The organism is Nonomuraea pusilla (assembly GCF_900109355.1).
In the GTDB taxonomy this organism is placed as follows: domain Bacteria; phylum Actinomycetota; class Actinomycetes; order Streptosporangiales; family Streptosporangiaceae; genus Nonomuraea; species Nonomuraea pusilla.
The window spans coordinates 177,687-192,206 of the sequence record NZ_FOBF01000019.1 but is presented as its reverse complement, the minus strand read 5'-3'; the positions used below and the strand labels follow the sequence as shown (position 1 = coordinate 192,206).

General features: G+C 71.9%; 5 protein-coding genes. 1 reads left to right on the top strand and 4 read right to left on the bottom strand.

The genetic code is table 11. The features are described 5' to 3' along the window. The 3 genes from BMX74_RS32185 to BMX74_RS32175 form a co-directional block, all read right to left on the bottom strand. The coding region (locus BMX74_RS32185; protein WP_143078834.1) for an amino acid adenylation domain-containing protein at positions 1-8,163 on the bottom strand (8,163 nt) is incomplete at its 3' end. 2 nt (positions 8,164-8,165) lie between these two features. Further along, on the bottom strand, positions 8,166-9,380 hold the full coding sequence (locus tag BMX74_RS32180) for an aromatic ring-hydroxylating oxygenase subunit alpha (RefSeq protein ID WP_236715183.1): 1,215 nt from the start codon (positions 9,378-9,380) through the stop codon (positions 8,166-8,168). Positions 9,381-9,968: 588 nt separating this feature from the next. Further along, positions 9,969-11,210: an NAD(P)/FAD-dependent oxidoreductase gene (locus BMX74_RS32175; protein ID WP_055510252.1), complete on the bottom strand. Its 1,242-nt coding sequence runs from the start codon at positions 11,208-11,210 to the stop codon at positions 9,969-9,971. Positions 11,211-13,100: 1,890 nt separating this feature from the next. Here BMX74_RS32175 and BMX74_RS43380 point away from each other — a divergent pair. Continuing rightward, complete coding sequence (locus BMX74_RS43380; RefSeq protein WP_143078833.1) at positions 13,101-13,409, top strand: hypothetical protein; 309 nt, start codon at positions 13,101-13,103, stop codon at positions 13,407-13,409. A 253-nt stretch (positions 13,410-13,662) separates the two neighbouring features. Here BMX74_RS43380 and BMX74_RS32165 read toward each other — a convergent pair whose 3' ends face one another. Continuing rightward, on the bottom strand, positions 13,663-14,286 hold the full coding sequence (locus BMX74_RS32165) for a single-stranded DNA-binding protein (RefSeq protein WP_055510251.1): 624 nt from the start codon (positions 14,284-14,286) through the stop codon (positions 13,663-13,665). Between the last annotated feature and the right edge of the window lie 234 nt (positions 14,287-14,520).

Here is a 14,520-nt window from a genome sequence, read left to right as displayed (position 1 = left end):
ACGCACCGCCACCTCGTCCGCACCCGTCACCCGCACCAGATGACTGTCCTGAACCAGCGGCGCCCGCCGGGACACCACCGGAGGCTCCTCCACGATCACATGCGCGTTCACACCACCCATCCCGAACGCGCTGACCGCCGCCCGCCGCACCCCCTCACCCCGCGGCCACAACCACGGACGATCCACCACGAAGAACGGCGTCTCCTCGAACCGGATGTGATCATTCGGCCGCCGCACATGCAACGACGGCGGCACCACCCCGTACTCCATCGCCAACAGCACCTTCACCAACCCCGCAAGCCCCGCCGCCGGCTCCAGATGCCCCACATTCGTCTTCACCGACCCCAGCGCACAGAACTGCGAACGATCCGTGAACCGCCGCCACGCCCGCGTCAGCCCCTCCACCTCGATCGGATCACCCAGCCCCGTCCCCGTCCCATGCGCCTCCACCACCCCGATCGACTCCGGCGACACCCCCGCGTCCCGCAACGCCGCCACGATCACCTCGTGCTGCGCCCCACTGCTCGGCACCGTCAGACCACTCGTCCGGCCCCCATGATTGACCGCGCTCCCCCGCACCACCCCACGAACCCGATCCCCGTCCCGCAACGCCGCACCCAACGGCTTCAACACCACCGACACCACACCCTCACCGGGCACGAACCCGTCCGCCCCCGCGTCGAACGCCCGCACCAGACCTGTCGGGGAGAACGACCTGAGCCGTGAGCCGAGCTGGAAGTACTGGGGCGACATGCCCATGTGGACGCCGGCGACGACGGCCTGCTCGCACTCGCCGTCACGGATGGAACGCACCGCCGTGTGCAGCGCGACCAGCGACGACGAGCACAGCGTGTCGATCGTCATGCTCGGCCCCCGCAGATCCAGGAAGTAGCTCAGCCGGTTGGCGAGGATCGCGTTGTGGTTGCCGAGGCCCGCGGCGGTCTCCACGACGTCGCCGACGACCAGGTCGCGGTAGTGCTGGTAGCTGGCGCCCACGAACACGCCCGTGGACTCCCGCACCCTTCCGGCGATCCCCGCGTCCTCCAGCGCCCGCCAGGCCGACTGGATCAGATGGCGCTGCTGCGGGTCGATCCATCGCGCCTCGGCGGGCGACAGCCGGAAGAACCCGGCGTCGAAGTCGGTGAGCCCGTCGACGAAACCGGCCCGCCGGAGGTAGACGGTGCCGGGCCTGCCGTCCGTGCCGTAGTACGCGTCGATGTCCCAGCGGTCGGCCGGCACCTCACGCAGGCGGTCCTCGCCGGCCATCAGGACGCGCCACAGCTCCGTGACGTTCCCGGCGCCGGGGAAGACGCCGTCGACGCCGATGATCGCGATGTCGTGCCGGTCGTCGCCGGCCGGCCCGGCGGCCTCACGGGAGGACGGGAGGGCCACCGGGGCGACGGATGAGCCCGCCACGGTGCCCGCCGCTGTGCCGGTCGCTGTGCCGGTCGCTGCGGGAGCGGAACCGTCCTGCCCCGTGACCGGAGGCGGATCGGCCGCCGAGTCCTCCGGGACGCCGGCCGGGCCCGGCCCGCCCTCCGGCGGCACAGCCGTGACGCCGTACTCATCGCGCAGTTCCGCGGCGAGCCGCTCCACCGTGCCGACCTCGAGAACCAGGGTGACCGGGATGTCGACGTGCAGCTTCGCCCGGATGTCCTGGGCGAGCGAGACGGCGAGCACGGAGTCGAGCCCCTGCTCCTGCAGCGGCCGGTCGGCCTCCAGCGCGTCGAGCTCGATCTCCAGCGCGGACGCCACCCACCGGGCCAGGGCTGCCTCGAGGCCGTCGCCGGCCGGTCCTGGCACGGCCCGGTGGCCGTCGCTCCCGGCGGGCGGGGCGGCACGGACGGCCTCCCGCGGCGTCCCGGGCAGCGCCGCCCGGCCGGGCGGCGTCGGCGAGATCCGCTTCCAGGTGATTCCGCGGGCCTCCAGCACCGGCGCCTCCCCGTCGAGGATCACCAGGCTGGCGGTGAGCAGGCCCGAGCCGGGGCTCGGGTCCCGGTCGCGCCGGGCGTACACCCGGGCGGTGGCGGGCAGGCGCCCGAGGACCGTGAGCCGCTCGATGGTGAACGGCACGTACAGTCCTTCCGCGCCGCACGCGGCGAGCGCGATCTGGAACGCCCCGTCGAGCAGCCGGGCGTCGACCGCGCCGAGCGGCGGCGCCTCGGCCCGCAGCACGCCCGTCGCCCGCCCGGGGGCGGTGGACAGGGAGGCGACCGTGCGGAAACCGGGGCCGTAACGCAACCCGTCGCGTTCGAAGGCGCGGTACATCGCGTCAAGGTCCACGGCCGTGTAGCCGTCGCCGGTGGCCGGTGCGGCGAGCACCGGCTGCTCAGGCCCGGTCACCTCGCCGTCGCAGACGAGAGCGCCGGCCGCGTTGCGGAACCTGACCGAGGCGCCGTCGCGCTCGGCCGACAGGGTCTCGGAGCCCTCGACGGCCGCGCGGAACGTCACGTCGCGCAGGCCGAACCGGTCCTGGCCGATGAGCTCCGCGACCCTGCCCGGGTAGGCCGCGCCGGGCAGTGTCGGCCTGCCGAGGACCGCGTGCTCGGCGGCCTCGGGCTGCTCGGCCCACGAGTGCGCGGCACGCCTGGCCGGCGTGGCGCCCTGCGGCGTCGCCGTCGCCGTCGGTGTAGCCGTCGGCGTCGGTGTCGGCGTCGGTGTCGGCGTCGCCGTCTTCGGCGGTGTCGGTGTCGTCGGCGCGGTCTCCGGTCGGGCGACGGGCTCCAGCCAGAGGTACCGCTCGTCGTGCGGCGCGGTCGGGAAGCGTACGAGCGCGCGCCCCTGCCCGGTGGAGAGGTCCGCCCCGGCGACGAACTCCCGGGCCGCGGCGTCCAGCCGCTCCCTGCTCGTCCCCGCGGCGACCGGCGCCGTCCCCGGGCGCTCCGCGCCGGAGGCGACACCCACGTACAGGGAGCGGGCTTCACCGACGCCGGCCAGGAACAGCCGCAGCTTGTCCTCGAGCTGCTCGACGCTGTCCACCACGCAGGCCAGGCGGTGCGGCGCCGCCGGGCGGCGCAGGCTCGCCTCGCTCAGGGCGGCCAGCGGCGGGCAGTACGTCGAGTTCAGCATCAGCACGAGCCGCCGCGCCAGGGTGCGCAGCGCGGCGTCCGACCCTGCCGACAGGGCCAGCAGCCGCGGCCCATGGCCTGCCACGGAGTCCCCGGAGGGGTTCATGACGAGCTCCATGGCGAGCTCCATGGCGGGGGCGGCCTCGACCACGACGTGGGCGTTCGCGCCGCCGAAGCCGAAGCTGCTGACTCCGGCGACCCGCGGGCCCTCCCAGGCCAGCGGCCGGTCCGCGACGAACAGGGGGGAGCCGTCGAAGTCGAAGGCCTTGTTCGGGACGCGGAAGTTGAGTGACGGCGGGATCGTGCCGGCCTGGAGGGCGAGGATCGTCTTGATGAGGCCCGCGATGCCCGCGGCGGGCTCCAGATGGCCGATGTTCGTCTTCACCGATCCCACGGCGACCGGACGTGAGGCCGCCCGGCCGACGACCGCGTGCAGCGCCTCCAGCTCGATGAGGTCGCCGAGCTGCGTGCCGGTGCCGTGCGCCTCGACGTATCCGAGGCCGCCCGGGTCGATCCCGGACGCCGCCAGCGCCTTGCGCAGCACCGCTTCCTGGGCCGGCCTGCTGGGCGCCGTGAGGAACCCGGCGCCTCCCCCCGTGTGGTTGACGGCGGTGCCGCGGATCACGGCGAGGACGGGGTCGCCGTCGCGTTCGGCGTCGGCCAGCCGCTTGAGTACGACGACGCCGCAGCCTTCGCCGCGGACGTAGCCGTCCGCCCCCTCGTCGAAGGTGCGGCACACCCCCTGCGGCGACAGCATGCCGTTGCGGGCGAACGAGCGGGTCTTGCCGGGGGTCAGCACCAGGTTGGCGGCGCCGACCACGGCCGCGTCCACGTCGCCCGCGCGCAGGTGCATGGCCGCCTGGTGCAGGGCGACCAGGGACGACGAGCAGGCCGTGTCGACCGCGAAGCTCGGTCCCGACCAGCCGAAGACGTGCGACAGCCGGTTGGCGACCATGGAGACGGCCGTGCCCGTGGCGACGTGCGGATCGGCGTGGCCGATGCTCCGCTCCACCAGTTCGGGGAAGTCGCTGGCGATCGTGCCGACGAAGACGCCGGTGCCTTCGCCGAGCGAGGCGTGGTCGTGTCCGCAGCTCTCCAGCGCCTCCGCCGTGACGCTCAGCAGGATGCGCTGAAGAGGGTCCATCCGGCGGGCCTCACGGTCGGTGAGGCCGAAACGCGCCGGGTCGAAGTACTCGACGCCGTCGATCCACCCCATGCGCACGTCGTCGGCGTCGGACCACAGGTGCGCCCAGCCCCGCTTCCCAGCCGGCGCCTCGCCGATGCTGGAGACGCCGCCGACGAGGTTGTGCCAGAACTCGTCCGGGGTGGCGGCTCCGGGGAACCGGCAGGCCATGCCGACGACGGCCAGCGCGTCGGCGGCGCGGCGCGCGCCTTCGGACCGGACGGACTCCGGCGCCACGGGGCGCTCCTGCGGACCGGCCTGCGCCACGGCGGACGCCAGAGGACCGGTCTGCGCCAGGACGGGTGCCGGCGGATCGGCCTGCGCCAGGGCGGGCGTCCCCGGACCGGCCTGCGCCATCGCGAGCGGCTGCTCGGCGCCCACGGGCACACGCTCGGCCGCTTCCCGTTCCTTCACGGTCCGGGCCGCCGCGGGTGCGGCCACGGCGGCGACGCCGTCGTCCGCCCCGGCGTCGGCGAACGACACCACGCCCTCCGCCCCCAGCAGCCGGGCCAGCCTGGCCGGCGTACCGGCCGCGAAGATCGAGGTGGGGCTGATCCGCGCGCCCAGCTCACGGCTGAGCTGCGCGGCCGCGACCGTGACGTTGGCGGAGTCGCCGCCGAGGTCGAAGAAGTTGTCCTCCGTCCCGAAGCCGGAGCTCCCCAGGGTGGCCGCGAAGACCCGCGCGATCGACTCGGGCAGGGCCGCCACCGTCACGCCCGCCGCTGGGGCGTCCGCCCGCCGCGCCGTCGCGGGCTCGGCGCCGGCCGGGACGATGTTGTCCCGTGTCGGCTCGGGCAGCCGCGACCGGGCGACCTTGCCGTTGTCCGTGAGCGGCAGCGCCTCAAGGCGCACGTAGGCGTCGGGCACCATGTAGTCGGGCAGCGAGCCGCGGACGAACTCGTCGAGCCCGGACCTCGTCGCCGGCGTGTCACCGACCAGGTAGGCGGTGAGACGCGGTTCGCCGCGCCCCTCGAAGCGGGCCGCGACGACCACGGCCGCGCCGATGCCGGTGAACCGCTCGAGCACCCGCTCGATCTCCGCGGGCTCGATGCGGTGGCCCCGCACCTTCACCTGGGCGTCGGCACGGCCGAGCCACTCGATGGCGCCGTCCGGGTGCAGCCGCACCTCGTCGCCGGTGCGGTACAGCCGTGCACCGGTGGCCGGGTGCGTGGGGAAGGCGTCGGCGGTGAGGTCGGGGCGGTGGGCGTAGCCGCGGGCGAGCCCGGCGCCGGAGATGTACAGGGCACCCGTCGTACCGGGAGGACACGGCTCCAACCGCTCGTCCAGGACGTGCAGTTCGAGGTTGGGCAGGGGCTCGCCCAGGGGCAGGAAGGAGCCCACGGACGTGACGCGGTGGCACGAGGCCCAGATGGTCGCCTCGGTCGGCCCGTACAGGTTCCACAGCTCGCGCGCCGACGCGTGCAGCGGCTCGGCGACGCTGACGGGGAGGGCCTCCCCGCCCGAGAGCACGGTGAGGTCAGCGGGCGGGGTCCAGCCGGTCTCCAGCAGCAGCCGCCACATGCTCGGCGTCGCCTGGGCGATCGTCACCTCGCCGGTCAGCTCGGCCAGCCGGCCCGGTTGGTGGGCGGCGCCGCGGGAGGCCAGCACGACCGTGCCGCCCGCCGTCAGCGGCAGGAACAGCTCCAGCAGCGAGATGTCGAAGGCCACCGTGGTGTGCGCGAGCACACGGTCACCGGCCGAGACGCCGAGGCGTTCGCCGATCCCGGTGAGGAAGTTGGCCAGTGCCCCGTGCTCGACCTCCACGCCCTTGGGGTCACCCGTCGACCCGCTGGTGAACAGGATGTAGGCGAGGTCGCGGACGCCGACCCCGGCAGGCAGCGCCGCCGCCGAGCCGTCCGCCTCCGGCACGCGCAGGACGGGGCCGAGGGACTCTCCGAGCGCGTGCGTCCGGGCGTCGGTGAGGATCAGGTCGCACTGCGAGATCTCGGCATACCGTCGCAGCCGTTCGACGGGGTAGCCGGGGTCCAGCGGCAGGAAGGCGGCACCGGCGCGCAGGACGCCGAGCAGCGCGGGCAGCAGGTGGAGGTCCCGCTCCACGAGCACGCCGACCACCGAGCCGTCCTCGATGCCGTGGTCGTGGAGCCGGGCGGCGATCGCGTCGGCCCAGGCGTCGAGGCCGGCGTAGTCCAGCGTCCGGTCGCCGGCGCGCACGGCGACGACGTCCGGCCCCTCGGCGATGGCGGCGGCGATCAGGTCGAGGACGGTGGGGCCGGACGCGTCCTCCGCCGGCGTGGCGGTCCCGGAGCTCTGTCCCTCGGCGGCGGGTCGCTCATCGGCCGGTGTCGCGGCCACGTCGTCCGGCTGCGCGTCGGGCGCGCCGTCCTCGCCGTGGAACAGCGCGGCCAGCGCGATGTCCTCGACCCGCTCGGTGAACGCCAGCGCCTCGTCGGGCGCCATCGCGGTCTCCCGCACGAACACCGTGGGGGGACCGTCCTCCAGGCACAGGAGCGCGATCTCGGTGTGCGGTTCGGCGGACGCCTCCTCGCCGGCGAGCCGTTCCAGGACCATCACCCGGGTGAAGGCCGGCTCCTCGGAGCCCAGCGGCATCCCCGCGAGGCCCAGGCGGACCTCGAGGTCGGCGGTGTAGCCCTTCCTGGCGGACGCCTCGTCCAGCTTGCCGAGCAGGGACGGGGTGCTGTCCGAGTCGAACCGGACGGGGACGCGCGCGACGGCGAGGCCGTGCGTCTGCTCCGCGAGGACCCGCGCGGCCGAAGGCGACCAGGCGAAGTCGAAGGTCCCCTCCCCCGTGCGCTCCGCCACGGCGTTGAGGAAGGCACGCATCACGCCGGCCGTCTCCTCGCGCGAGGCGGGGGTGAAGGCCAGCTCATAGCGTCCGTAGTGCGCCGTGGCGGCGGTGAAGTCACCGGCGGGCAGAGGCGCCGGCCGCAGTTCCTCCAGCCGCGCGCGCCACCACGGCTCGTGCGGCCGCAGCAGCGTCTGGGCCGCGGCGAAGGCCTCCAGCTGCTCCGCCGGGGCGGCGGGCACGGGGGCGCCCTCGATGATGCCCAGCCGCTGGGCGGCGGCCTGGCCGCTCAGGGCGCTGCCGTCGACGGCGAGGAAGTCGCTGAGGACGAGGTCCGCGTCCGGCGCGGACAGGGTGAGCGCGGAGGTGGTCACCGACAGCGCGACCGTGTCGTCACGGGGCTCATCCCGCGGGATGAGCCTGGCCTGCCGGGTGAAGACCGCGCCCCGTCCGGTGACGAGCGCCGGGATGCCGAGCGGGTTCGGGAAGGGGCCGTAGTCCAGGGCCTTGGAGATCCGTACGGCCTCGGCGGCCGGGGTGCCGGCGTGGATCACGCCGCCGGACGCCATCCGGGCGGACCTGCGGTAGAAGCGCCGCTCACGGTCACCGGTGTCGACCGGGTCGGGCAGGGTCCCGGCCACCACGTGCGGGACGAGGTCGCGGAACAGCTCGACACCGGTCTCGGCCGTCTCGTACGTCAGGGACAGGGCGGTGGAGTGATCGCGGATCGGGAACCACCGCTCCAGCAGCACGCTGCCGGCGTCCACGGCCTCCGTCATGCGGTGCCACGTCGCCGCGTGGCGGGTCGCCCCCTCGTACAGCGCCCAGGCCGGGACGTGGCTGCCGCTGTAGCGGGGCAGCGGGCCGTCGTGGAAGTTGATCGCGGCGATCCTGGGCAGTTCGAGGACGTCACCGGGCAGGATGCGGAAGTTGACCACGCTGAACAGGTAGTCGAACGGCCGTTCCGACAGCGTCGCCGCCAGGTCGCCCCGCGGGTCGTGCAGGGCGACGTCGTGCTCGGCCGCCCACGCGGCCACCGCCGGGTCGTCACTGAAGATCCCCTCGACGCGCACGCCGGCGTCGAGCAACTGGGCGGCGCAGCGGGTGAGAACCCGGGTTCCGCCGATGATGAAACAGTTGGCCGGCATGGTCACCCCTCGGCCGCTGCGGGGTCGAGCGGGAGGGCGGAGCCGGCGCCCGGCGCGGCGGCGCGGCCGTCCTCGGGGCCCGCCGTCTCGGCCGCCACCCAGGCGTCGATCTGGGAGACGACCTCCTCGTCGAGGGAGAGCTGGCCTGGCCTCCACAGCGGGTTGGACAGACCGCGGTGGGTGCGCTCGCACATCTCCCAGTCCTCGTAGTTCGCCTTGTCCCACAGCGCGAAGACGGCCTCGTGGGAGAAGTCGTCCTTGACGGTCTCCGAGGGGTGGAAGAGCCAGAAGTGCCGCACGAAGCAGGTGCCAGGGCTCTCTGGCCAGACCCACTGCATCATCACGTAGTCGGACGTGAACCCGAACAGCAGGTTGGGCAGGATCGTGATCCAGTTGATCCGCTGCCGGTCCGCCTCCGGCACGAGCGGCATGGGCGCGCGCCCGCTGCGTCCCGTCATGGAGACGGAGTTGAAGCCGCTGCGGATCGACTGCCAGGCGCCGACGATGTCGCCCTTGAGGTCGTAGGTGCCCGCGTCGTCGAAGTCGGTGATGCGGTGCAGGTCCTTGTGGGCCGTCGGGAAGTGCAGGCTCTCGTTGACGTTGTGCGCGACGAGCTTCCAGTTGGACGCGACCGGATAGTCCTTGGCCTGTACGCACTCCAGGTCGGCGAGCTCGTAGACGCGGGCGAACTCGCCGAACTCGCCGAGGGACTCGTCCAGGTCGGGCGCGTCGTCGGAGAAGGTGATGAACACGACTCCGTACCGGATCTCGGTGCGGATGGGCAGCAGCCCGTTCTTCTCCTTGTCGAAGAAGTGGTCGAAGTAGGTGCCGTTGTAGCTCTTGAGCTTGCCGTTGCGGTCGTACACCCAGCAGTGGTAGAGGCAGACCAGGCTCTGCCGCTTGCCGGAGGCCTCCTCCACGAGCTTGTAACCGCGGTGCCTGCAGTAGTTGTGGTATGCCTGCACCCCGTTGTCGCCGTGCAGGAGCAGCACGGACCCCGTGCCGATGTTCAGGGTGCTGTAGGCGCCCTTCTCCTTCAGGCGGGAGACGTGGTCGACCGGCAGCCAGCGGCGGCCGTAGATGCGGGCCATCTCGCGCCGGAACTGCTCCTCGCCGGTGTAGAACTCGTGTGAACGGCCGATGCCGCCGGTCTCGAAGTAGGGCCTCTGCTCGGTCTGCTCGCTGATGAGCTGGAACATGCTGGACGCGCGCGTCATCTGCTGGGCTCCTCATGGTGACGTGCGTGGAAGGCGGTGGCGACGTGCGTGGTCCTCGGGCTCGCGGAGTCGCAGGGGCTGCGGCGAGTGCCGGCGCGCACCCCGCGCCATGCGGTGGCGCGGCACTGCCCGAGGCTGGAGGTGACGGAGTCGGCGGTGCGGTGCGGTGACGACAGGCGGGCCGAACGGCACTCGGCCGCGGGCGCCGCGCTCTTGAGCGGTCGCGACGCCCGGGGGCATCCGCGCTCCTGGACGTTCGCGACGCCCGGGGGCATCCGCGCTCCTGGACGTTCGCGACGCCCGGGGGCGTCCGCGCTCCTGGACGTTGGCGGCACCCGCGAGCATCCGCGCGGAGCCGCTGCCGTACGGATGCGGTGCCCGGTGATCCGGGGCGAGCCGCACGCCGCACGGCCGCGGTGACCGACATCCAGGCGAAGCCGCCGCCGTACGATCGCGGTGCCCGACATCCGGGCGGAGCCGCATCCCCGACGGATGCGGACACCCCCGTTCGGACGAGGACGTGAGGCGCATGGCCCGCCGGTCCCGCGACGCGCGGTGGCGCCCGCCAGGGGCCCTGGCGCCGGACGGTCAGCCGGTGGGGTCGTAGATCCGCTGGTCCTGTGGCACACCCGCGTCGTCGTAGAGGCGCTCGAGGGCTTCCGGCGCGTAGATCTCGTGGCCCTCCACGATGCCGCCGATCAGCCCGAGCATCTTGTTGGTCCACTCCTGGCTCTTGCTCATGGCGTCCATCGTCACGCGGAAGAACGGCGGCAGCTCGGTGAGCTCGCCCAGGGTGGTGGTGTAGTCGTAGACGCCGGCGCTCTCCTCGTCACGCACCTTGTTGTACTCGGCCAGCGCCTCCTCCATCGGGCGCTCACCGGCGAGGCCCTGGTGGATGCGGTCGGCGAGCAGTTCGCCGTGGAGGAAGGCGTCCGTGATGCCCCACCCGGTGTAGGGGTCCTTGTGGTAGCCGGCGTCGCCGACGAGGGCCCACCCGGGGCCGTAGGCGCGCCGGTAGTAGTTGTCCGGGTAGCGCATGGGCTTGAAGTCCTCCTCGCGCCTGCCCTGGTCGCGCAGCTGGGCGCCCATCTCCGGCTGCACGTCGTCGAAGACCGCCTGGAAGCGGGTCTCCACGTCCTGGCGGAACTCCTTGAGCTGGCGCCGGGTGCAGATGACGGCGAGCATGGTCAGGTCGTCGTTCGTGGGCCAGGCGCCGAACCACTGCTCGTTGAAGCCGTTCTTGTGGTGCAGGCCCCAGTCGAGGCCGCTGTAGTAGGAGTAGTAGATGAAGCCGGCGGCGGGGCGCACGTTGTACAGCGGAGCGCCGACCTTCTTGGCGACCGTGGAGTGGAAGCCGTCGGCGCCGACGACCACGGTGGCGCGGAAGTCCCGCTCCACGCCGTCGCCCTCGCGCCCCCGGATGCCCACGACACGGTCGCCGTCGAAGACCAGGTCGGTCATGGTGAAGCCCTCGACGACCTCGGCGCCCGCGCGGCGGGCGGCGTTGACCAGGATCTCGTCGAGCACGGTGCGGCGCGGGCAGTACACGGCGTCGATGCCGCCGACCGGGTCGGCGAAGCCGTTGAGCTGGACCCCGCGGTACCAGTAGTGCATCTTCCTCAGCGCCGGGGTCTTGGCGGCGATGATCTCGTCGAGCAGGCCCCACTCCTGGAGCTTCAGGAGGCCTGCCTGATGGATGTAGTGGGTCGAGACGGTGTCACTGGGGAAAGAGGACCGGTCCACCATGAGAACCCGGTGCCCCTGCCGGGCCAGGAGCATCGCCACCGGCGATCCTGCGCAGCGGGCACCGACAACAATGACGTCATACACGAGATCCCCTAGGAATCAAATCGGCTTCCCTTTCGACGGACCACGGCGTGCCGTCGCACTTCGGCGATGGATTTGCGGCGTTGGCAAGGAGGCTATGAGGATCAGCCGCCGAAGGTCAACAACCAGAACAAGAAAAGCAATATCACTCGGTCCGAATCGGTGATCTTGATTGCCTCTAAATGGCGTCAACATGGCGAGGCAACCTTCTGAGCTGGGATTACTGGAGTTCTGAGCGTTTCACGCGGCCCGAAAGGGACATCACATAAGGGCGGTTCCGGCCGACTCACTTCGATCATGGAGGGCCGGACGGGGGCCCGACGATCGAGTCCGCACAGATGGCCTCCAAGCTGCACCGGGAACCAGCGGGGGGTATTGGGCGACCGCACGGCGCCGGCGACTCTCCACACGCCACGAGGCCCTTCGCGACGCCATCCGCCTGACCGGAATCGATGGCCGGCAACCGCCCGGGACGACGACGAGCAACACGAAGCGCACCGCCGAACCGGGGGCGGGAAGCGCATGATCCGCTGAGCGTGAATGAGCCCACGAAGGCGGCGAACACACGCCCTTGACTCGCGAACTCGACTCACTGTTTCTACAACAGTCAGATCCATGTAAATAGCATTGAAGAAACGATACTCGGCATTGCAGATTTCCCGACATCGAGCAGCGGTGAAAATTCTGATGAATTCCGGGAGAAACCATCGGCGACCGGAGATGTTCGTGGCGCCTCCGCGGCTGAGTTCACACCGCTGGAAACGCCATCGGCCGAAGTCTCCCCGCGAACGCTCATCACGCCGCAGCCGACGCCTCCCGCTCGATTCAGCCCCCACCCGACCGCACCCCCCGAACTCGGCCACGCCCCAGCCCTTCGACGCTGCACTCCGGGCAAGGCCCACCAGCACGCCGGCAACCTCAGGACGCTGCCGGCACCCGAGGGGCCGCCGCCGCAACTCGGCAAGGCCGGGACCGGCGCCTGGGCCATCGGGCGGGCCGGCCGCGCGAGGCCCCAGGAGCGCACAGACGGGCATGGGAACGGTTGGCCCGCTTCCGCGAGGTCAACTTGTTCCGCCCTTGTACGCGCCGACGACCGACCCCTCCGCCCCTCAGAGCCCCCGTACGAGGCGACGCCCCAGCCCCCGCCCCCTGTAATCCCCTACACCGGGTGACGCCCCAGCCCCCCACACTCTGAGACCCCCAGTACGAGGCGACGCCCCAGCCCCCCGCCCCCTGAAAGCCCTGTACGAGGCGACAACCCAGCCCCCCGCCCCCTGAAAGCCCCTACACCGGGTGACGACCCAGCCCTCCACACTCTGAGAGCCCCTGTACGAGGCGACAACCCAGCCCCCGCCCCCTGAAAGCCCTGTACGAGGCGACAACCCAGCCCTCCGCGCCTTGAACACCCTTGTCAGCCAGAGTGACGATGGCGATGCCGGCCCGCTCCAGCGCGCGCTCAGGATGCCCCGAAGGCGAGTAGCGGTCAGGTCATGGCACTTACGGGGCAAGGCTCCGAAGGTCCGGAGGACGCTGCCGTCAGACGAGGCGAGGACCTGGGTGTTCATGCCGGGCACCAGATGTTCGGCCGAGTAGAAGGGCCGGTCGGCTTCGACCCGGTCGGTGCGCATGAGCATGCTGTCGAACACCGGGTAGTGCAGCCCGCCCCGGGGGGCTTGGTGTGAGGCCTGATCCAGCTTCTGTGAGCGGGCCCCCAGGAGAGCGACCGCCTCCTGTACGTACCGCCACCCGTGGCAGCCGAGATGCCGAACCGTGCACCAGGCACTCAGCCGGGTGAACATCTCGCCTTTACACAGGTAAACCAGGACCAGCAGGGCCAGCTGTCCGGGGTTGAGCCGCCGCCATGCCGACCTGATCGCCTTACGGTGCCGCCTGATGATCCCGGTCAGGTCGGTCAGCGTTGAGGCGACGAATTCACGGCAGCAGGATCGAACAGCGTCCAAGACCGCTGGTAGCGGCGGACAGATCGCGGTGATCAAGCCGACTACCTGGGGTTTCGCCATGCCGCAGGGCGAACATCAGCCTTGGGATCACGCTGCGACAGCAGACTCGCCCTCAGCGGATGAAAAGGGCTTCATGATCGAGATCCAGCTGAATTCGACGCTCTCCCCGCAATGCACCACTCTCCCGCGGTCGCGGGCCCTGTCGTCTGCGGTGTTTTCTCGCCAACTCGAAGGCTCGTGAGTGGCCTTGTCAGGCGTCTTGGGAGCCGCCTTCCCGGATCATACCGCCACTTTTCCTGGCAGGCGGGGAATGCATGATCGTCAGCAGAGTGCTCAGATACCACCGAAATCGATTAGGCAAGCCTTGCCTCGCTTGACGCCCTGCGCGACGCCGCCGCCTCGGCGCTGGTCCCTGCCTGGCGTCGTTGGGGTGCCGCCGCCCCGTTTTCAGGACGGCGGCGGGTGTCCGTCGGCGCTTGCTGACGCCTTCGAGGTCAGGCGGCTGCGCGGGCTCCTGGCGTGGACGGCTCGGTGGGTTCCGCTTCCTCGTCGCCCGGCATGTCGTCGTCCTGCGGTGCTTCCTGCTGAGGGCCCAGGATTCGGACGGTGTCGGGGTCGTCGGGTGTGCTGAGGAGGCGTACCGGGCCGGTGTCGTGCGAGGACGGCGGGCGGGAGGCTCTGGTGGCCATCGCCCAGTCCTGGGTCTCCTCGTCGAGGCGGTCGCGCATCTCCTTGCTGAGAGAGGTCACGCCTCCGCCGCGCTCAGGCTTGGTGAAGACGCCCGTGCCCCAGCGCAGGTCGTGGCCCACCGCGCTCGCCTCGATCTCGGGCATGAAGCGGCGGTCGCCCTCCGGGCCGAACTCGCGGATGCGCAGCCTGCCCGACACCACGACGGGCTGGCCCGGCTGGATGGACTGCGCCACGTTGTCGCCCAGCGCCCGCCAGCAGCGGACGGTGAAGCAGACGCGCTCTCCGTCGGTCCACTGGCCGGTCTTCCTGTCGAAGTAGCGGTGTGAGGTGAGCACTCTGAGCGAGGTGACCCTGGTGCCGTCGTCGAAGCTGTAGAGCCTCGGCTCGGCTGCGACGTTTCCCGTGAGCGTGATGTAGATGTCGTTCATCCGTTGCCTCCATGCCCATGCGGCGGGCGAGTTGCCCGCGGTCTGGGAGACACGGTGCCGCAGCGGGGAGCCGGGCAAGGGGCCGGAACGGCGTTCTGTGGATGACGGCCACAGGCGGCTCCCGGCCTGTGGAGGACGACAGACAGCCCCCACGGCTCCTGGCCTTGGACGGACAGCCCCGCACGGCGTGCTGGCCATGGACGGACAGCCCCGCACGGCGTGCTGGCCATGGAC